Raw genomic sequence first — 20,404 nt, 5'->3', positions numbered from 1 at the left:
CAACGACGTGCAATTTCAAAGCGAAACGAAGCCGTGAAAGAACGAATTAACCCAAGTCCGTAATCATTTTGATAACCTTCGAAAACTCCTCTCGTAGCTTGTCTCGGCAACAATTACGATACGGAAGTTTTCTCTTTTTTATAGTCCTTTAAGGAATCCTTAAAATTTATTCGAAAGTTTATATTGAATTATGGCTCTTTAAAAAAACATGTCTAACCTGTATGATGTTTCTTATCCAACAGTACGTACCAAATTAGATAGGTTAATACAAAAGATTGAAGTAGATAGTAAGGAAGATGATGTAGAGTTTGTAAATATGATTAAGGGCTTTGTTATTGATGAACGAATTAGTCTAGACGTCGCTAAAATCATCATAGAAAAATATAAAAAAGAAAGGAATGTTTAATTATGAGTCCTGTAGTTGGAATAATAGTTGTTATTATTATTATAGTTACTCAAAGCTTTTTATCACCTCGAAAAACCCCTTATTTAGGTGGAATTCTTCCTGTAGCATACATAGGTTTTATTAGCTTCTTTTTTAATAAACTAATAGCTAATGGTGATTATTTCTCTACATGGCTAATGATAATAGCCGGTTTATGCGGGCTTTTAAGTATATGGAATTCAGACAGAGAACGTTTTAAAAGAAATAGACAAAAAGAATTAGATCGAATTGAGTTACAGAATCTCTAATTTTCTTTTTGTCCTATGCTAGAATCTGTCCTACGCTTTTTATTCCACGGTTCCCTTGACCACGAGCCTCTACACCCTCATCGTCAAGGGACTTTCGCGGCATAAATGCATAAGACTTAGTGATTCACCAAAATAGAAACTACTTTTAGTAGTTTCGAGATCGTAACTGCTGATAGCAGGAAAAATCATTTATGATTGATATAGCTTTGTACGTTGTTTTACTTGATTAAAATAAAATCCTACAAGTTGAAGGCAATCTCCTCTTTTTTCTTAAATTCTGGAAGCCACTCTCCATGTGCCTCTATTAAATCATCACAAAGGGAAACAATATCATCCAATGACAATTCTGCGGCCGTGTGGGGATCTAGCATCGCCGCCTGGTAAATATATTCTCGTTTACGTGTAATGGCGGCTTCAATGGTTAGCAGCTGCGTATTAATATTGGTACGGTTTAATGCAGCAAGCTGCTCAGGGAGATCTCCAACATACGTTGGAGTTATGCCACTTCGATCTGCTATACACGTAACTTCCACACAGGCTTTTTCAGGTAAGTTGCTAATCAATCTTCCGGTATTTAGTATATTTCCATTAAATTTAAATGGGATATTCGTTTCAATGGCTTCAATGATACCTGAACCATATTCTTTTGAGCGTACATGGTCTAATGCCTTATTATTGACTAATTCCTCCCGCATGGTTTCCCACCTCTTGATTTGCTGTTCACAACGGCGTGGATATTCATCAAGGGGAATATTGTATTTTTCGATTAACTCCGGATATCTAGATTTGATAAAGTACGGATGATACTCGGCGTTATGCTCAGATGATTCGGTCACATAATATCCAAACTTATCCATCAATTCAAATCTCACCATGTCATGATGTTTTATTTTTTGCTTTTCTCTTGCCCTTCTTTTAATTTCTGGATAGAGATTCTCACCATTTCTTGTTACTTCCAATAGCCATGCCATATGGTTAATTCCTGCAATCTTTTCTTGAACACCTTCAGAATCCATGCCCAATGATTTGAATAGTTCGCTTGTACAACTTTGAACGCTGTGACATAGACCCACTGTTTTAATTGATGTAAAACGATTCATCACGCCTGTTAATACCGCCATAGGATTGGTGTAATTTAGAAAGAGGGCATTAGGACAAACCTCTTCCATGTCCTTTGCAAAATCTAGCAGCACAGGAATGGTTCGGAGATTACGAAAGATACCGCCTATCCCTACCGTGTCAGCAATCGTCTGCCGTAAACCATATTTCTTAGGAATTTCAAAATCAATCACTGTGCTTGGCTTATAACCACCCACTTGAATGGCATTAATGACGTATTTTGCGTCCTTAAGCGCTTCCTTTCGATCTAAATAGGCTTTAATTTGAATATTTTTATTCAAGCTTTCTTTCAAGTTGGTCAACATATTCTCGGAATCTTTTAACCTTTGCAAATCAATGTCATATAGTGCGAATTCAAATCCCTCTAACGCTGGAACAAGCATACAATCACCAAGAACATTTTTCGCAAATACCGTGCTACCTGCACCTATAAAAGTAATCTTTGACATTTTTATCCTCCTTATGAACCATTTTTATTTATTATCTATAGCAACTAGGATCGGCTTTTTAGAATAAAAATTCGTGGAAAAAATCGTCCCATTGCAGTGTTCCTAAAAACAGTTTGTTCTAGTTGAATACCAGCATTCATTAACATGAAGCCATAATCCGATTTAGGCTTTTCTAAAAATTAGAACTCCAGATTTCTCTGTCTCCATCCTATGTAACCCTTTGGATAGATCGGTTTTATGTTTTCGGATTAATTTGCCAGTGCAGCTGTATGTCTCAATTGTTATATTGAAAAGATCTGTTTCTAAATCTAGGATGAACTCCTCGTTTAAAGTGCCATTTACAATAATAAATTCCTCGGGAATATTGGTACCAGTCTTAATACAAACATCTGCGTAAATGGCGATTAGTCTGGTTGAGTCATTCACAGTTTCTACTATCGGATAAAGTAATTCTGGTGCAGTAGGCTTTAAATCACCATTTAATAATACGTCTTGGTATTTTTTCGAAAACCTTAGCCAAAACTTTGCCATTTCAAAATGATCTTTATTTAATTTTTCAAAACGCATGGAAAATTGCGGTACACCAAAAATAACATTGATTAATTGCAGTGCCGCATTTTCAGTCGTATCTTCTGGACTCCACATAATCATATCGGAATGAACAGCAGTGTTTCCTGATAGCAAGCGTAGATCCATAATACCAACACGGTTTGTAATTGCATCATTCGGGCAATCTCCTACCCTGAAAATATTTCCATATTTCCTCATATAAGGTCCGATATATCTTTGTCTGAATTCAACCATAATGGATGGCTTAATTAATTTTAAACTTTCCATAATATCAGTAAATAGACGATCCACCGCTTCCTGTACGGATTCATAATCCCGTTCTGGATCAAATTGAATTGCTTGTCCCTTCGCTCGATTTAAATCAAATAAATCAATAAAATCAAATTTAAATCCGTCTAGATTCCACTCTTTCAGAGCTTTTTCGTAAGTGGATATCAAATATTCCCTGACTTCTGGGTAACGTGGATCCAAAACTCCTGCTTGGAGATTATCACTGAAATATAAAATTTTACTTCGGAATCGCTCCCATGTCTTTGAATAGATTCCCACAAATGGTACACTATACCACAATAAATATTTCATCCCCAAATCATGTACCCTCTCAACATGTTCCCTCATGCCCACAATTCTTTTAGGAGACACTTCCCAATCTCCACAATAAGCATAACCACGATGATCATCTTCTGTCTGCCAGCCATCGTCAACGATAACAGCCCCACAACCTAACTGTTTCGCAATCTCACATTGTTTCTCGATTTCATCATCAGATATGTCCTGATGGAAGCTATACCATGTCGAATACATAGGAAGCTTCGCAGTTTCTGGAACAAAGGATGGCCCATATCCATCCATTTCCTCATACCACACGGAAATATCTTGGATTGCTTGATAATAAGGAATATCCCTCATATCGACTCGAATCACTCCATCATAGGATGATTGAACTTTGGATGGCTCTGTAAATAATGTGATTTGCGCTTTCATCGTTCCAGTTTCTTCGTGGACGCCCAAATTAAAATTAACAGTATCCATCGCATTGGAATATGCTACAGCCAGCCTGTTTTGTCCTTCTTGATTATAGAAACAGCCAACCGGGGCTAATACTGTTGCTTTAGAAGAAAAACCTCCATCCCAATCCACACCGAAACTTTTACTACGGGAGGATCCTGGATGCCAATATGATTGAATATCAACAATTGGGTGATGCCAAACTAAATTAACTTTTGGGAATTGAATGGGTTGTTCTGACCCTATATGAATATGAACAAATAAAACTCCATTTTCTTCTCTTTGGTCAATTTTGACTTTGACACTCTCTTCATGAATGGCCTCAATGTTTACCTTTTGTGTGATCATAGCCTCTCCTCCTCTTTTTCTTTTTTAGAATATTGAATTATAGAGCTACACCTTTTAAGCGAGCAAAAATATTTTTTGTAAACAATACGATGACTAGTGCAATACCACTACCACCAAACATGAATAATAGACCTGGATATATTAAAAAAAGAAGTGACATCAGAATGAGAGTGATGATGATCATGATCGTTTTTATCGGATTTGCTATACCTATTAATGTGGCATATTTAAAATAATGAAATGTTTTTACTTCAAAATGATTAAATGTCTGAATAATATAGAGTAAATTCACTACATAAAATAAAAGCATTGACAAACTCATAAGGGAAAGAACCCTACTTACCAAGGTGTCATACATTTGAAAAAAATAAAGATCCGTCATAAGTATCGATCCTATTAAAACGATGACAAAACCCATTTTGTTCGATTTTTTAAAATTAGATTGATAGGAATTCCAAAAAGTTGTTACCATTTTTGTATCCTTTTTATTGATCAAATCCATTATTAATTGGAACATAGCAACAGTCGATGGGAATAATCCAAACACCCCAAAACCAATCAATGTAAATCCAATCCACAACAAATTAAGACATAACAATTTCATAATCCATTCTAATAAATGATAAATCCTTGCGATCACGGCCCACTTCCTCCTTTCTGTCTTCCTTGATCAGGTAGGAAATAAACATTATTTGATACCTGTATTTTGAACGCCATCCAGGATAAAGCGCTGTGCTATAAAAAATACTATAATGGGAGGAATACAAATTAATAGAGTCGAAGCCATGATAGAAGTCATATCAACTCCAAACATCCCTTTGAATTGCATGAGTCCCAACGTTAAGGTGTATTTACTTTGATCGTTCAGAAAAATTAATGGTCCTAAATAATCATTCCATGAGCCTAACATTTGAAACACACCGACAACCACCAATACTGGAGCCATTAACGGAATGAATATCCGATAAAAAATTTGAAAATGGTTCGCCCCGTCTATGAGCGCTGCTTCTTCCATTTCTTTCGGAACTCCTAATAAAAATTGGCGAAGTAAAAAAATGAAATAGGGTGATCCAAAAAAGTTAGGAACAATCAGTGGTTTTAAAGTATTAATCCAGCCCAACTGATTAAATTCCATATATAAGGGAATTGCAGTTACATCCCAGGGAATCATCATTCCTGCTAGTAAAATTAGAAAAAGAATGTCCCTTCCTTTAAAATTGAATCTGGCAAATCCATAAGCTACTAAAGAAGATGATAATAGTTGTCCAATGATGCCTAATCCTGTAACAATCAAAGAATTTTTCAGAAATGTTGTAAAAGGTAAAACAGTCCAGGCTTTATAAAAATTACTAAATTCAAACTGAGACGGAATTAGTTTCGGAGGAAAAACAAATGTCTCAGCAGGGGTTTTTACAGCTGTAATGAACATCCAAAGAAATGGTGCGATAAAAAATAAACAAAAAATAATCAGTATTGTATGTACAATAACCTTCGTTGTTATACTTCTCGTAATCATCATATTCCTCCTTTCCTATTTTTGTTTCTTTTTCATCTCATTTTCATAGTAAACCAAAGTATTAGACGATTTGAAAACCAGTAATGTCAGAGCCAAAATAATTAAGAACATAAACCAAGCATTTGCGGATGCATAACCCATTTTAAAATACTTGAAAGCATTTTCATAAACATACATCGCATAGAAATACGTCTTTCTTAAAGGCCCTCCACCTGTTAGAACAAGCGCGAGTGTTAACTGTTGAAATGCTGAAATGATAGCAGTAATGACATTAAACAGAATGGTTGGACTCAGCATCGGAAGTGTTATTTTACTGAACTTGTGCCATTTACTTGCACCATCTATATCTGCAGCTTCATATAGGTCTTTCGGTATATTTTTTAAACCGGCTAAGAATATCAGCATCATAGTCCCTTGCCCCCAAATACCTGCAAACACGATGGCAAAAAGTGACCAGGTTGGATCATTTAGCCAGTTTGGTCCATTAATGCCTATTAATGATAGTAGATAGTTTAGTAAACCGTATTCTCCGTCGTACATCCATGACCAAATCATTGAAAGGGCTACTCCCGAAACAACCGTAGGAAGATAGAATATCGTTCTATAGCCTGAAAGCCATTTTACTTTTTGATTTAATAATATAGCTAGCAAGAGAGCAATACCGATGTTTAACGGTACTAAAATAGCAGCAAACTTAAAGGTAACTCCTAAAGATTGCCAAAACACTGGATCATTTGTAAACATATCAACATAATTTTTGAAACCAATAAACGTTGGGGTTCCAACAGTAGGCCAATCAAAAAAGCTTATGATAAGAGAAAAAATCAAGGGTCCGAACGTAAAACAGATGAAACCAATGATCCAAGGAGAAATGAATAGATAGGGAGTAAGGTCTCCCCATCTAATCTTTGATAGAATGGATATGGGTCGTTCGGGAACCGTTTGAGTTATTTTATTTTCAGTTTTTATAATCATGAAATGATCCCCTTCTTTCTCTTAAACTATTTTTTTAGTGCAGGCTCTGTTAATTTAACCGCTTCATTCAAGGCTTTATCTGCTGAATTTTGCCCTAATAATACACTGCTAATTGCATAATCTAGTTTTTTGTCAACTTCTGTCCATTTGTTTGTAAGTAAAAAGCCCGGAGTATCTGATGATCTTTCAAGCATAGTATAGAATGTACTTAATAACTGATCATTTTTATGACTTTGTTCGGAAACCACACTCTTAAGTACTGGCATATCAGTCTTTCTCATTTTTGCTGCTTCTGCTGATACAAAGTATTTGATAAATTTCCAGGCTAGATCTTTTTCTTTAGAGTCTTTGGCCATTGCAATTCCTGCAGAATGGATAACACCCTTTGAAGGTTGTCCATGAAAGGATGGAATTTCTGCAGTTCCAAAATCCATGCCAGCCTTTTTAAAATCTTCTAAAGGCCAAATGCCGTTCTCGATCATAGCGATTTTCCCTGATTTGAAACTTTCAGTGACTTTATCAGACACAATAGCACTATTTTCATCAATCATATGTTGAAAGCCATTAAGGATTTCTTGTGTTTTTGAACTATTCATATATCCATCTACCTTTTTGCCATCAGGACTAATGAAACTACTCCCATTACTCCATACATATTCTTGGAATGCATATGAATTTTTTTTGGAAGAGAGAACAAACCCATATTGTTTCTTTTCAGGATTGGATAACTTTTTCGCTGCATCACTGAACTGCTCCCAAGTCCAACCAGAAGTCGGAAGAGGTACCCCTGCTTCTTGGAAAAGTTTTTTATTGTAATAAATGACGCGAGTAGTAAAACCAATTGGAAATCCATAGGTAGTATTTTTAAATTTATGATAGTTTAGAATATTCGTATAAAAATCATCAAAAGTTGTTTTAAAACTACTGTCTTTATTTACGTAGTCATCAAGTGGCTCCAGAGATTTATAGTAATCTGGATAATTCCACATATACATGACATCAGGGGGATTTTTTGCTCCGAAAGAAGCAGCCAGCTTATCCTCAAACCCGTCAGCATATGCTTCAACTTGCACTTTCACTCCTGGATTCGCCTTTTCAAACTTTTTCGCAATATCTTGTTGGTATTTGAGACTCTCTCCAGTATCCCATGTAGCAAACCGTAATACCTTCTCCCCACTTTTACCTTGACTAGAAGATTTCTCACTGTTCCCGCAAGCAGAAAGCAGCATTGCAAAAGAAATAGCTAAAATTAATAATAACGATATTCTTTTTTTCAACATAAATCCCCCTATCATTTTTTGAAGATCAATTTTGTCTTTTGTAAAACAATCTTTAGACCTAACTTTAAGAATGCGCTTTCATTCTTCTTAAAATTTTTTTAAATTCCCTCACCTCCACAACTTTTTCTAATAATCAAACTAGTCGGAACCACCACTTTTAATGGCAGTGTTCTCCCACCAATGCGTTCAACTAGAAGATTTACTGCTACTTTCCCCATCTCCTCGGTATGAACTTTTACAGTGGATAATGGAGGAGTAACAAATTCGCATAATTCAATCCCATCAAATCCAAAGATTGCGATATCATCAGGAACTTTTAATCCTGAATCCGTTAAAGCTTTCAAAGCACCAATGGCCATAGGGTCACTTCCAATGAAAAAGGCGGTAGGGAGATTCCCTGAATGGACCGCTTCCTCCATTAGCGTTAAGCCATCTTTCGTTGTCCATTTTCCAATATAAGTATATTCCGGGTTATATAATCCCTGTTCCGTTAGCATTTTTTCATATGTTCTTTTTCGTACATCATGAATCTCTAATTTTCCAGATAATCCACCAATGGTATATGATTGACCACCAATATAGCCTATTTTTTTGTGTCCTAAATCCAATAAGTATTGAATAACCTTTTCAGTAGCTTTTTCAGAATCTATCACCACTGAATCATATAGTTGTTCGTCAGGAGATACATCGACAAACACTAAATGTTGTACTTGCTTTACTTGATTTTCCACCTCTTCTTGACCTATGACTCCTACTACTATTAATCCATCCAATCCTTCTAGATCCTTTTTATTGAAAGGAGGTCTCAACATTTTCGATAGTTCAATTCCCAATTCAATCATCCTCTTTTCAATTCCATTACGAATGGCCAAAAAATATGGATCATCAAATTCCGATTCCTGAGAAAGATACATCAAAAGCCCAATTTTTCCGTACTGCTTAGGATTGGTAATTTTTTTTTCTATATTTCGTTGTTTTTTAGGTATGTAATCTAGCTCTTCTGCAGCCTTAAGGATTTTTTTCCGAGTCTCTTCTGTAACGGATAAAGTTTGATCCTCATTTAACACTCTTGATACAGTCGTTTTTGATATCTGTGCCTTTTTGGCAATTTCATTTAATGTTACCAATATGATTACCTCTTTTTCTATTTTTAGTAAATAAAAGTAATAATTTAGTGAATTTTCACTTAAATATAATATATCAGAGGCGGAAAGCGAGCACAATATTAATTTTCATAATTTTCAATTTAATTTTTCACCACTATTCACCCATATTGAGATTCAAGGATCCGAAGATTTTAATAACTATTAACATTCACTCATTTTCCATTACGATATAAAGAACGAAAAAAGCCCAGTGAATAAATCAATTAATTCAGTAAACTAAAATAAAAATTTACTGAAGAAACATTCAGCCTCTTCAACTGTAATTGCATTAATCTCATTGCTATTGGGGTAGCGAGTGCCATCAAAGGAGTTGATAAAAATAATGAGTTTTGAGGGTAACACGGGTACGATGTGGCTTCATCCTCGGATCTAATTGGTATGGAATTACAAGGAGCAATGGCCATATTCACCGTTAATTTAAAAAGAATCGTAAAACTTTTGGGTTAAGATAAGCAAAAAACAGTGTGGAAATTAAGAAAAGCCGACTATTCTGAAGTGAACCCAGAAAGTTAGACACGTTATTTCATTAGGCAGCTTCTTGGGCATGGATCCGGTATTGTACCGGGCTCATGCCTTTTAGTTTTGCCTTAATTCTTTTATGATTATAGTAAGCTATGTACTTTGCTAGTTCTTGCTTAAAATGTTCTATATTCTCAAATTCTTTTCGGTATAGAAATTCAGACTTCATGATCCCAAAGAAATTTTCAATCACTGCGTTATCGTAACAGTTTCCTTTGCGGGACATACTTTGTGTAACATCATGCTTAATAAGAGAATGGCGGTATTGTTTCATTTGATAGTGCCATCCTTGATCGGAATGAATCAGAAATGTATTTTTATCTGTTAAACGTTCAAAAGATTGATCTAACATCGTTGAAACAAGAGAGTATGCTGGTCTTGAAGCAATTGTATATGTGATAATTTCACCATTTGGCAATGATTTCTCATTTTCTATCACTTTTGTAAAAATTTATTAATTTTTATTTCTATATATATGATAGCAAACAAAATACATTTCTCCTCAAAAAAAGACAAACCCGCATCTCAGGTTTGTCTTTTACTCATTTTTTATTTAATCCTTTCTCACCCAAAAACTCTTTCATATGCATTCTCTTCTCTTTTGACATAAATGTGCTCATTGATTCCGTCCATGTTACGTTTTTTTGATTTGACGATCTTTCTTTGTAATACGCACTCATCGTTTCATCATATTCGTTTAATAATTCATCATATTTCTTTTCATCGTATCCATTTTCATGAAGAATTGCTGCTACTGGTAATCGTGGTTTTACTCCATGATCTTCATCTGGTACGCCGACTGTCATTCCGAATACCGGATATACTTTATCCGGTAAATGAAGCAATTCACTCACTTCTTTCGGGTTATTACGAATTCCACCAATATAACAAATGCCGTATCCTAATGATTCAGCTGCAAGTGCAAAGTTTTGTGCAAATAATGAGGCATCTACTGTTGCTACAATAAAGTCCTCTACTCCCTCATGTTTAATTTCTGTTCCATGTTTCTCACATGCAGTTTCTAAACGTTTTAAATCCGCACAGCATACAAAGAATGCTGCGCAGTCTTTCACGTGACGATTCCCGGATAATTCAGCTAGTTTAGCCTTTAGTTCCTGATCTGTTACATATATAAGAGAATACGCCTGTACAAAATGTGAGGAAGCCGCATGTTGTGCTGCTTGCACCATTCTTTCTACTATCTCTTTTGAAATTGGTTCTTCTTTATATTTACGAACTGAAACGTGTTGCTCCATTTTATGTATCATCTCATTCATGAAAATCACTCCTTCTTTCTCTTCATAATGAAAAATTAACATATCTTTTTCATTATTCACAACTTATAAGCACAAAAAGAGCAATTCTTTTCGAATTACTCTTTTTTAATGTCTATTAATACGGTATATGAAATTATATCGGTCGTTTCGACAAAGGATATCGACTTATCAACAAATAACGAAAGATTTATATGCTATTATGCAATTGTTTTTAAGCTGCTTTCAAAACTTTAATTCCTTTAACAATATTCCAAATGAAGTAATAAATTCCTACAAGAATAAACACTGCATACGTTATAACCATTCCAATTCCAACGCTCTCAGATTGATTGAAACTTAAACCGTATACCCCTGATAAAGCTAATCCGCCAAATAAGATTGCGTACGGGAAAATATGTGACCAAAATGCTTTTTTTGCGTGATATTTCACTTCATCTTCCGCAACGAAGTACACGATAATTGGCAGTAAAAATGGTGCAAAAAAGATACTAAAGTAACATAGCGAAGATAAAATATTATTTCCTTTCATCCGATTCACCTCTAAAGTTTTTTGTTACCTTCATTATGTCAGGAAACCACTTTAGAAACTATCGCTTTACCTTTCATGAACATGACATCTTTGTAAGATTTTTCTCAAACTAAAACCCACCTGATTCCAGGTGGATTTTAGTTTGAGTTTCACTATATTCGATTCATAAACCAATATTGCGTAATCGCTAAATATTCTCGTACATTCGATTGAATAATAATTGGCTTCGGTGTTTTCGCCGGAAGACCTTCTAATGTCAACCCTTGTTTTTCTGCAATCTTTTTTGCTCGGAACATATGGAAATCGTTCGTTACAATCATCCCTTTTTTCATATGTTCCGGGATAAGAGGTTTTGAAAATTTAATATTTTCATCTGTGCTCGTCGAACGGTCTTCCATTATAATGCGGTCTTCTGCAATATTTTGTTCCATTAATCCTTGTTTCATCGCTAATGCTTCTGTAATATCTTCACCTTTTCCTTGGCCTCCAGATACGATAGCAATTGTTTTATCATGTGATTTTAAATACTCAGCTGCTTTATCAATACGATATTGCAATGAATAAGAAGGTTTTGTTCCATTTACTTTCGATCCTAGTACAATTATATAATCCGCATCGTCAATTGCATTCATATGCCCATGCTTATAGATGTTATATTGTAAAAACCCCGCATACACGGCGAAGATCATTATAACAACTAAAATGTACTTAATTATTTTCTTCTTTCTCATATCCATATACTCCTATTCCCTTTACTTCCTTCATCATAATATCCATTTATTTGTTTGTATACAGCCAAATTCCAATTCACCCTAATTCATCCTATAAAAGGTAATATTTATATTACTTTCGGGAATAGTAAGTACAACTTCACACGAAGGAGTGTCCCTCTTGCTTCTCTTTTTATTTAATGTATCATTCTTTTTCATCTTATTTTTACTATCACTTAAGCTACTTGGTAAATCTGCATTAGCACAACTAACCCCTCATGATTTTGGGGCTATTATTTTTTTATCTTATTTAGCTTTTCAAGCCATACCAGTCGCTGGTGCTTTACAAGCATTTCTCGGTATGGTCGTTATTACATGTTTGCATTTACTTCTTACCAAATTAAGCTTACTCAATAAACTAAATCGTTTCATTCTCGGACACCCCATTATTTTAATTAAACATGGTGATATTATTTTTGAGAACTTACAAAAAAGTAGATATCCGATCCCTGAATTGCTTTCTAATCTTCGCGTCGCCGGATATCCAAGTGTTCATGAAATTGAATACGCTATTTTAGAAGCGAATGGAGCCATTAGCATTTTACCAAAGCGAGAACTTGTACCATTGACTCCAAAAGATATGAATATAGATGTTAAGTATGCAGGGTTACCAATTGCTCTTATCGTTGATTCACAAATTCAATACGATAACTTAAAGTTAATCCATAAAAACGAAAAGTGGTTACATGCAGAGTTAAAAGAGAAAGGCGTTACAAATATTAAAAACGTTGCTTTCGCTTCTGTGCAGGAGACAGATGGATCTTTTGCGATTAGTTTAAAAGAATGAAAAAATCCCCTTACTTGTTCAAGGGGATTTTCTTCACTATATTGCTTCTTTCTCTCTCGCCATGTTTAACGGAACAGGATGTTTCATACGATTCATCGTAAATACGATAATTGCTGTCAATACTTCCGCTACTGGCATAACGAGCCAAATTCCGGTTATACCAAATACTTTTGGCATAATCCATAACAATGGAATAATAAATAGTAAACCACGGCTCAAAATAATAAGAACTGATTTTGTCGTTTGTCGCACTGATTGGAAATACTCTCCATACACAATGTTATAGCCTAAAAATACATATTGTATAAAGAATAAACTAATACCTGTTAACGTTAACTCCAATAGTTCTGGGGATTGAACATCAAACAAACCAATTATATATTTCCCGAAGAATAAACCGACAACAATTGCTACGCCTCCGAGTACAACTGCAGTTTTTACAGCTAACCGTAATCCTTCACGCAGTCTTTCTGGTAAATTTGCACCATAGTGGAAACTAGCAATAGGTTGTAATGCGGCTCCAACACCGAAGAACAATAATAATGTCATTGCATGAATACTATTGACCATCGCATAAGAAGCGACACCTACTTCTCCTGCATATTGAACAAAAGCGATATTAAAACCAACCGTTACAATCGCTACTGTAATCTCAGTTGTAAAACTTGGGAAACCAATCACCATAATTTGTTTAACCGTATCCCATTCAAAATGGAATTTCGTCCACTTTAAAACACTACTTTTTCTAAAGAAGTGAGTTAATAATACAAGGAAACCAATTGCCGCCGAAAGAATAGTTGCTGAGGCAGCACCTGTTACGCCCCATCCAAAGATGAAAATAAAGATATAGTCAAACACTATGTTCAATACAGCCGTTACGACAAGGCCTGCCATTGCTAAATTAGGATTTCCATCGTTACGTATAAATGTGCTTAAAATATTTTCTAAAACGTATATCATTCCAAATGTTAATAACACTTGTAAATAGTCTAACGCATATGGCAAAATCACTTCATTTGCACCGAATAGATATGCTATATCTTCTATTCTCCATAAGCAAATAGCCGCTAAAACACCTACGATAATAACTGCCACTGTCATAGATTGAGTAAAAATAGACCTTGCTCTTTCCAGTTTATTTTCCCCTAGTGCAATGGAATATAACGTTGCTCCGCCCATTCCAATCCATAATGAAATAGAAAAGAAAATTGAAAACGCTGGAATAGCTACGTTTACTCCAGCCAAACCGTTCGCTCCAACTCCTCTACTAATCATGACCGCATCAATCACAATATTAACCGACATTAACACCATCCCAAGAACAGCTGGTATTAAATAAGTGATAAATAAACTTTTAATAGGTTTTTCTCTTAATTTTTCTGTTGTTTCCATCATATAAATGCTCCTTTTTCAATGCTCTGTTCACAGTTTAAACCTTCAAGTTACTTGAAGGTCAATAGAGAATCGAAAAATATATACGCCTATTTTTTAACAACAGGTATTTGAATTTCCGTTACTTGCTCCTTCGGATTTTCTGTTACAGACCAATCAATTAACGCAAGCTCAAGCGCATCTCCGCATACTTCGTATCCTTCGTTATCAATGTGATTTAATAATTTCGTATACGTTGCATCTGTTTCTTCATATGGTCCATGGTGATAAGAACAAGCAAATATCCCTTCTTTTATTTCATCTGAAGTATGCAATTGAAAAGGCATGTAATCCAATAAAATAAACACACTGTTATATGCTTGAAACTCATTTTGAAGTAATGCTTTTTTTGAAACTGTTACACCGATATCTCCTGAAAATAAACTATTATCAATTTGCTTCATATTTTTTTGTAGCGAATGGATATAATATTCAAACATATCATCTGTTGTATTAGGTGCAACTGCAATCGCTGTTATTTTTCGCTTCGGTATAGTTTTATAAATAATTTGATTCGCTTCTGATTCCGTCGCTTTCTTCATTAAATGGATTTTATGTTCCATTTTTGCCAAAGCATACTCGATTTCTCTTTGCTTTTTCAGCATCATTTCTTGTTGTTTTTCAAGTAAATTCAGTGCATAAGACGGATTTCGTTCATCAATATACTTCTTTATTTCCTTTAACGGGATATTCAATTGGCGTAAAAATTTAATCGTGTCTAATAGTGAAAACTGATCAATTGTGTAATAGCGATAATTCGTTTGCGGGTCCACAATGGACGGATGAAAAATTCCTTTTTCATCATAGTAGCGTAATGTAGATTCCGCTATATTATGCATTTTTGCCATTTCCCCAATTGTAAAACGTTTATTTAATAACATATGCCCTTCTCCAATTCATTAAAAATGTAGCCTTATTTCTTCTTATTATATAGTGATTCCCTCCATACCTAAATCGAATCCTATCATGAAAATCTGCTATTTTTTCATTGATTTTTAGTAAATTTTATTATATATTAATTACAGGTTCAAATTACGAGTTCAAAAGAACTTGTAATCAGACCCTTTGTTTAATGGTTTTTTACATATTTTCATTAGGCAAATTCCGAGAAATCGTATGATAAAACTAAAAATGATGAGGAGAGGATCAGATGGAATTCGAATTTTTCTTTCAAATTGCACTTATTTTATTAAGTACAAAGCTCGCTGGTGACCTTAGTGTTAGATTAGGTCAACCTTCTGTACTGGGTAAATTAATTGTCGGTATCGTTATCGGTCCAGCTTTATTAGGTTGGATTGAGAATTCAGAACTTCTAACGCAATTAAGTAATGTCGGGGTTATTCTTTTAATGTTTATGGCTGGACTTGAAACAGACTTAAAAGAATTAAATGAAAACCGTAATTCTTCTTTAGCAGTCGCAATTGGAGGTATCGTTCTTCCATTTGTAGGTGGTTACGTTGCCGGTCTTGTTATGGGCATGGAACAAGGGAACGCTGTCTTTTTAGGATTACTTCTATGTGCGACAAGTGTTAGTATTTCCGTTCAAACACTTCGCGATTTAGGTAAGATGAAAACACGTGAAAGTACAACAATGCTTGGAGCAGCTGTATTTGATGACATTCTTGTTGTTATTTTATTAGCATTCGCAATGAGCTTCTTAGGTACAGATGATGTGAATTTAACAATGGTTATCTTGAAGAAAGTAGTATTCTTTGCTTCTATTATTTTAATCGGATGGAAAGGTGTTCCAGCGATTATGCGTTGGTTATCACCACTACGCGTATCTGAGTCTATCGTTAGCGCAGCACTTATCATCTGTTTCTCATTCGCATATTTCGGCGAACTATTAGGAATTGCTGGTATTATCGGTGCTTTCGCAGCTGGTATCGCTATTTCTCAAACGAACTACAAACATGAAGTAGAAAAGAAAGTAGAACCAATCGCTTATGCTATGTTCGTACCAGTATTCTTCGTTAGCATCGGTATGAATATTACATTTGACGGTATTGGTGATCAAATTTGGTTCATTTTAGCATTAACAGTAATCGCTGTATTCACAAAACTAATCGGTTGTGGATTCGGTGCACGAATGACTGGATTTGATGCAAAGTCTTCTGCAATTATCGGTGCTGGTATGGTTTCTCGTGGTGAAGTTGCACTTATCATCGCAGGAACAGGACTTTCTTCTGGCCTATTAGCACAAGATTACTTTACAGCAATCGTTATCGTCGTTATTTTAACTACGATGATTACACCACCAATGTTAAAATACACTTTTGGTGCAAAAGATAAAGCAATGAAAGCAAGTAAATAAGTTTACTATAATAAAAGGAGATTGCTATCTTATAAGATAGCAATCTCCTTTTTCGTTTCACCTTTAAACAATCTCATTCGTCTTTAACCATTTTTCAAAAATAGTTCGTGCTTCTTCATCATCGATATCATCACGAAATGAATATACTTTTATGCCATAGTCATCTATATATTCCCCAAGTTTCATTTCCTCCACCTTTTTATAAAAATCGTCTGCCTCATATTTTGGAATATAAGCATCCCAAACTGGCTCATTTATTCTTTTGTACGCTGTCACTTCTAAATCATATCCGTCTTCATAATATCCGATGTGATAATGTTTGTTAGGATCATATTTCTCCATTAAAAGCTCCTCCTAGTAAACAAAAGTGAGCCTTATATTACAGCTCGCTCCTCTCCTATTTATTAAATACGTTCCATCGCTGTCTTCAACGTTCCAACAACAAAAGCAATTTCTTCACTTGAAATAACAAGTGGCGGTGCTAATGTTAAAACGTTATTATACCCCGCTGTTGTCATACCGTTACGCCCAATAATAAGTCCTTTTTCTTTACAAGCATTTACAACACTTGCAATTTTGTCGTTATCAATTGGTTCTTTCGTCGCTTTATCATTTACTAGTTCGATTCCAACTAATAACCCTTTCCCTCTAATATTACCAACAAGCGGATGTTCCCCAATTTCTTCTTTTAATTGATTTAATAAAAGTGAACCCATTTGGGCAGAGCGCTCAATTAAATTTTCATTTTCCATAATCTCTAAGTTTTTAAGCGCTAATGCACAAGCCGCTGGATTTCCACCAAATGTATTAATATGACGGAAGAATTCATATTCCCCTGTTCCTTTAAATGCCTCATAAATTTCTTTTTTCACAGCTGTTGCTGATAATGGTAAGTATGCGCTCGTAATACCTTTTGCCATCGTAACGATATCAGGCTTAACGTCATAATTCATAAATCCAAATGCTTTTCCTGTACGCCCGAAACCACAAATAACTTCATCGCTAATAAGTAACGAACCGTGTTTTTGACACGTTTCATGAACAGCTTTCATATAGTCTTGTGGCGGCATTAAAATACCTCCGCCTGTAATAATTGGCTCCATAATAAATCCCGCTATTGTTTCGCTTAATTCCCATGTCATAACACGATCTACTTCTTTTACGCATTCTACATCATAAATATTTTGCGATTCCATTTCTGGCATGCGGTAACAATCTGGAGGCGTTACATGTAAAAACCCTGACGCAAATGGCTCATATTGGTATCTACGCTGTGCTTGTCCAGTCGCTGCCATCGTTGCCATTGTGTTTCCGTGATAACCACGATAACGTGACATAAATTTATAACGATGCGGTTCACCTTTTTGAGCATAATATTGTCTTGCTATTTTAAAAGCTGTTTCATTCGCTTCTGATCCACTATTAGAGAAGAATATAACATACTCTCCACCAAGCCACTCGTTTAACTTTTCAGCGAGCTTAATTGCTGGCTCATGTGATTGTGACATCGGAAAGTATGATAATGTTTGCAATTGCTTATAAGCTGCCTCTGCGAGCTCTTTTCTTCCGTATCCACTATTCACACACCAAAGACCACTCATACCGTCTAAGTATCTTTTTCCTTGTATATCTTCAACCCAGCACCCTTCTGCTTTTGCCCCTACCATTGTACTACTTGGGCTAAAAGGACGCATTCCGTGCCAAACATATTGCTCATCTTTTGCTAATAATTCATCGGTTTGTTTTGTCTTCATCATTTCTTCCACCTTCCATAACAACTTATTTTTCACAAAGCTGCGCTGGTGCCATGATGAGTTAAATTTCTCCCTGCCTATTTTCATTCCACAAACACAAGACAAATCCTACCAAAAATAAAGTAATATTTATCTCGCTATTTGTGGGCAGTAAAACTCCCACCCCAAAATTCAGCTGGAGCAAAGAAGTTAGGTGGGAGATTAACTGCCCATAAACGCCCGATTGGTGAGGGCTAATAATCAGTGTGGGGGATGAACAATCTCCCACACTGATTAAAGTTTCACTTTATAAGAAAATGCCAAAAGAAAGAGAAGCTTTTCTTATATTTCGAAAAGCTCCTCTTTTTTTAATGTGAAGAAGCATCACTAATACCATGACCAGTATTAGATTTCACAAGAATTTCATCAAACTTTGCTGCATCTTCTTTCTTACTAGAGAAAACAGTTCCTAAATATGCTGCAAGGAATCCAAGCGGAATAGAAACAATTCCAGGTGTCGTATATGGGAATATCGCCTCTCCAACAAATATAGCTTTCCCTACCACAGGATTCCAAACGTTTGGACTTAACCCAACAAGAACAATTGCTGATACAAGACCAACAATCATACCACAAATTGCACCCGTTGTATTAAAACGCTTCCAATATATTGTAAATAATATAACTGGTAAATTTGCACTCGCTGCAACTGCAAATGCTAGTGATACTAAAAATGCTACGTTTAATGTTTGCGCAAATAAAGCAAGTATAATAGATACTATCGCTACTCCAATAGACGCATAACGAGCCATTGAAACTTGCTCTTTTTCCGTTGATTTTCCTTTGCGAATAATCTCGTTATAAAAATCATGAGCAAATGCGGAAGCCGCTGTTAATACAAGACCTGCTACTACAGCTAAAATTGTTGCAAAAGCAATCGCCGATACGAATGCGAATAAGAAATCTCCACCTAATGCTTTAGCTAATAAAGGTGCTGCCATATTACCGGCTGGATTTGCTTGAATAATTGCCTCATTCCCTACAAACGCCGCCGCACCAAATCCTAAGAAAATCGTCATAATATAAAATGCACCAATTAACCACGTAGCGTACACAACTGATTGACGTGCAGTTTTTGCATCACGTACTGTGAAAAAGCGGACAAGAATATGCGGTAATCCTGCCGTACCAAGAACTAGTCCTAAATTTAAAGAAAGTGTATCCAGACCATCTTTATACTTTACTCCTGGATTTAAAAACGATTCCTTCAATGGAGTAGCTGTTTTCATTTGAGCGAACATTTCTGTCACACTGAAATTAAATTTGGAGAAAACGATAACAGAAATAATAAATGTACCTGCCATAAGTAGTACAGCCTTTACAATTTGTACCCAACTTGTAGCAGTCATACCTCCAAAAATAACGTAAACTGTCATTAGTGTACCAACGATTAAAACAGATGTCGTATATTCAATTCCTAATAATAATTTAATAAGTGCACCCGCACCAACTAATTGTGCAATCATATAAAAAATCGAAATCGTCATCGTATTAAGTGCTGCAATACCACGAACCTTTTTCGCATCAAAACGCGCCGCAATCATATCCGCTAACGTATACTTCCCTAAATTTCTAAGCGGTTCTGCAACTAGGTATAATACAACTAAGTAAGCAACTAAGAAACCTATACTATAAAAGAACCCATCAAATCCTGTTAAAGCTATCGCTCCGGCGATGCCAAGAAATGACGCAGCAGACATGTAATCCCCGGCAATCGCCAGGCCATTTTGCCAACCAGTTAATCCCCCTCCAGCCGTATAAAATTCACTCGCATTTTTCGTTTTTTTCGATGCGAAATAAGTTATAACAAGTGTACCAAGGACGATAATTAAAAATAGCGCAAAGGCGGTTGTATTCAAA

Annotated in this window: 18 protein-coding genes and 2 pseudogenes; 4 read left to right on the top strand and 16 right to left on the bottom strand. The window is 35.4% G+C overall.

Features of this window, described 5'->3' with window-relative positions; translation table 11 throughout:
• Positions 1 to 168: 168 nt before the first annotated feature.
• Positions 169 to 406, top strand: a pseudogene (locus EXW56_RS27545) (DUF2089 family protein).
• A 2-nt stretch (positions 407 to 408) separates the two neighbouring features.
• On the top strand, positions 409 to 693 hold the full coding sequence (locus tag EXW56_RS08165; RefSeq protein WP_215597349.1) for a hypothetical protein: 285 nt from the start codon (positions 409 to 411) through the stop codon (positions 691 to 693).
• A gap of 239 nt (positions 694 to 932) precedes the next feature.
• On the opposite strand, the gene EXW56_RS08160 is transcribed toward EXW56_RS08165, so the two are convergent.
• The 11 genes and pseudogenes from EXW56_RS08160 to EXW56_RS08110 form a co-directional block, all read right to left on the bottom strand.
• Positions 933 to 2,261, bottom strand: coding sequence for an alpha-glucosidase/alpha-galactosidase (locus EXW56_RS08160; RefSeq protein ID WP_215597348.1), 1,329 nt, complete (start codon positions 2,259 to 2,261; stop codon positions 933 to 935).
• 162 nt (positions 2,262 to 2,423) lie between these two features.
• Positions 2,424 to 4,187 (bottom strand): glycoside hydrolase family 36 protein, encoded by a 1,764-nt coding sequence (locus EXW56_RS08155; RefSeq protein ID WP_215558234.1) that lies wholly within the window; start codon positions 4,185 to 4,187, stop codon positions 2,424 to 2,426.
• A 37-nt stretch (positions 4,188 to 4,224) separates the two neighbouring features.
• Positions 4,225 to 4,827, bottom strand: coding sequence for a YesL family protein (locus tag EXW56_RS08150; RefSeq protein WP_002201078.1), 603 nt, complete (start codon positions 4,825 to 4,827; stop codon positions 4,225 to 4,227).
• 48 nt (positions 4,828 to 4,875) lie between these two features.
• Positions 4,876 to 5,703: a carbohydrate ABC transporter permease gene (locus tag EXW56_RS08145; protein WP_002201079.1), complete on the bottom strand. Its 828-nt coding sequence runs from the start codon at positions 5,701 to 5,703 to the stop codon at positions 4,876 to 4,878.
• Positions 5,704 to 5,718: 15 nt separating this feature from the next.
• The gene (locus tag EXW56_RS08140) at positions 5,719 to 6,678 is read right to left on the bottom strand and encodes a carbohydrate ABC transporter permease (protein ID WP_215597347.1); all 960 of its coding nucleotides are present in this window, start codon (positions 6,676 to 6,678) and stop codon (positions 5,719 to 5,721) included.
• A 26-nt stretch (positions 6,679 to 6,704) separates the two neighbouring features.
• Positions 6,705 to 7,955 (bottom strand): ABC transporter substrate-binding protein, encoded by a 1,251-nt coding sequence (locus tag EXW56_RS08135; RefSeq protein ID WP_215597346.1) that lies wholly within the window; start codon positions 7,953 to 7,955, stop codon positions 6,705 to 6,707.
• A gap of 101 nt (positions 7,956 to 8,056) precedes the next feature.
• Entirely contained in the window at positions 8,057 to 9,085 is a 1,029-nt protein-coding gene (locus EXW56_RS08130; RefSeq protein ID WP_002201082.1) for a LacI family DNA-binding transcriptional regulator, read from the bottom strand.
• A gap of 565 nt (positions 9,086 to 9,650) precedes the next feature.
• Positions 9,651 to 10,061, bottom strand: a pseudogene (locus tag EXW56_RS08125) (IS3 family transposase); the annotation flags it as partial.
• Positions 10,062 to 10,185: 124 nt separating this feature from the next.
• Positions 10,186 to 10,920: an oxygen-insensitive NADPH nitroreductase gene (gene nfsA, locus EXW56_RS08120; protein ID WP_002201084.1), complete on the bottom strand. Its 735-nt coding sequence runs from the start codon at positions 10,918 to 10,920 to the stop codon at positions 10,186 to 10,188.
• Positions 10,921 to 11,131: 211 nt separating this feature from the next.
• Positions 11,132 to 11,449 (bottom strand): magnetosome magnetite crystal formation protein family, encoded by a 318-nt coding sequence (locus EXW56_RS08115; protein ID WP_002158508.1) that lies wholly within the window; start codon positions 11,447 to 11,449, stop codon positions 11,132 to 11,134.
• A gap of 152 nt (positions 11,450 to 11,601) precedes the next feature.
• Entirely contained in the window at positions 11,602 to 12,180 is a 579-nt protein-coding gene (locus tag EXW56_RS08110) for a YdcF family protein (protein WP_002201085.1), read from the bottom strand.
• A gap of 160 nt (positions 12,181 to 12,340) precedes the next feature.
• Between EXW56_RS08110 and EXW56_RS08105 the strand changes: the two genes are divergently transcribed.
• Positions 12,341 to 13,006 carry a DUF421 domain-containing protein gene (locus tag EXW56_RS08105; RefSeq protein ID WP_002201086.1) on the top strand — a complete coding sequence of 222 codons (666 nt, stop codon included), beginning with the start codon at positions 12,341 to 12,343 and terminating at the stop codon, positions 13,004 to 13,006.
• Positions 13,007 to 13,042: 36 nt separating this feature from the next.
• Here EXW56_RS08105 and EXW56_RS08100 read toward each other — a convergent pair whose 3' ends face one another.
• Together EXW56_RS08100 and EXW56_RS08095 are read right to left on the bottom strand one after the other, a co-directional pair.
• Positions 13,043 to 14,401, bottom strand: coding sequence for an MATE family efflux transporter (locus EXW56_RS08100; RefSeq protein WP_002201087.1), 1,359 nt, complete (start codon positions 14,399 to 14,401; stop codon positions 13,043 to 13,045).
• An 86-nt stretch (positions 14,402 to 14,487) separates the two neighbouring features.
• Positions 14,488 to 15,318, bottom strand: coding sequence for a MerR family transcriptional regulator (locus EXW56_RS08095; RefSeq protein WP_002201088.1), 831 nt, complete (start codon positions 15,316 to 15,318; stop codon positions 14,488 to 14,490).
• A 269-nt stretch (positions 15,319 to 15,587) separates the two neighbouring features.
• On the opposite strand from EXW56_RS08095, the gene EXW56_RS08090 reads away from it, so the two are divergent.
• The gene (locus EXW56_RS08090) at positions 15,588 to 16,751 is read left to right on the top strand and encodes a cation:proton antiporter (RefSeq protein ID WP_002201089.1); all 1,164 of its coding nucleotides are present in this window, start codon (positions 15,588 to 15,590) and stop codon (positions 16,749 to 16,751) included.
• Between the two features lie 63 nt (positions 16,752 to 16,814).
• Here EXW56_RS08090 and EXW56_RS08085 read toward each other — a convergent pair whose 3' ends face one another.
• The 3 genes from EXW56_RS08085 to EXW56_RS08075 form a co-directional block, all read right to left on the bottom strand.
• Positions 16,815 to 17,093 (bottom strand): DUF3986 family protein, encoded by a 279-nt coding sequence (locus tag EXW56_RS08085; protein WP_002201090.1) that lies wholly within the window; start codon positions 17,091 to 17,093, stop codon positions 16,815 to 16,817.
• Positions 17,094 to 17,155: 62 nt separating this feature from the next.
• The gene (locus tag EXW56_RS08080; protein WP_002158515.1) at positions 17,156 to 18,505 is read right to left on the bottom strand and encodes an aspartate aminotransferase family protein; all 1,350 of its coding nucleotides are present in this window, start codon (positions 18,503 to 18,505) and stop codon (positions 17,156 to 17,158) included.
• A 347-nt stretch (positions 18,506 to 18,852) separates the two neighbouring features.
• Entirely contained in the window at positions 18,853 to 20,403 is a 1,551-nt protein-coding gene (locus EXW56_RS08075; protein WP_002201091.1) for a solute symporter family protein, read from the bottom strand.
• Position 20,404: the final 1 nt, after the last annotated feature.

The sequence above is a fragment of the Bacillus mycoides genome, assembly GCF_018742245.1.
GTDB classification, from domain to species: domain Bacteria; phylum Bacillota; class Bacilli; order Bacillales; family Bacillaceae_G; genus Bacillus_A; species Bacillus_A cereus_U.
This window is presented reverse-complemented; position numbering and strand designations above follow the sequence as displayed.

Excerpts from the sequence above, each read along its gene's own strand:
- EXW56_RS08090 (WP_002201089.1), top strand. The coding sequence starts at position 15,588 with ATGGAATTCGAATTTTTCTTTCAAATTGCACTTATTTTATTAAGTACA.
- EXW56_RS08095 (WP_002201088.1), bottom strand. The coding sequence starts at position 15,318 with ATGTTATTAAATAAACGTTTTACAATTGGGGAAATGGCAAAAATGCAT.
- EXW56_RS08140 (WP_215597347.1), bottom strand. The coding sequence starts at position 6,678 with ATGATTATAAAAACTGAAAATAAAATAACTCAAACGGTTCCCGAACGA.
- EXW56_RS08080 (WP_002158515.1), bottom strand. The coding sequence starts at position 18,505 with ATGAAGACAAAACAAACCGATGAATTATTAGCAAAAGATGAGCAATAT.
- EXW56_RS08085 (WP_002201090.1), bottom strand. The coding sequence starts at position 17,093 with ATGGAGAAATATGATCCTAACAAACATTATCACATCGGATATTATGAA.
- EXW56_RS08145 (WP_002201079.1), bottom strand. The coding sequence starts at position 5,703 with ATGATTACGAGAAGTATAACAACGAAGGTTATTGTACATACAATACTG.
- EXW56_RS08115 (WP_002158508.1), bottom strand. The coding sequence starts at position 11,449 with ATGAAAGGAAATAATATTTTATCTTCGCTATGTTACTTTAGTATCTTT.
- EXW56_RS08110 (WP_002201085.1), bottom strand. The coding sequence starts at position 12,180 with ATGAGAAAGAAGAAAATAATTAAGTACATTTTAGTTGTTATAATGATC.
- EXW56_RS08155 (WP_215558234.1), bottom strand. The coding sequence starts at position 4,187 with ATGATCACACAAAAGGTAAACATTGAGGCCATTCATGAAGAGAGTGTC.
- EXW56_RS08100 (WP_002201087.1), bottom strand. The coding sequence starts at position 14,401 with ATGATGGAAACAACAGAAAAATTAAGAGAAAAACCTATTAAAAGTTTA.
- EXW56_RS08165 (WP_215597349.1), top strand. The coding sequence starts at position 409 with ATGAGTCCTGTAGTTGGAATAATAGTTGTTATTATTATTATAGTTACT.
- EXW56_RS08160 (WP_215597348.1), bottom strand. The coding sequence starts at position 2,261 with ATGTCAAAGATTACTTTTATAGGTGCAGGTAGCACGGTATTTGCGAAA.
- nfsA (WP_002201084.1), bottom strand. The coding sequence starts at position 10,920 with ATGAATGAGATGATACATAAAATGGAGCAACACGTTTCAGTTCGTAAA.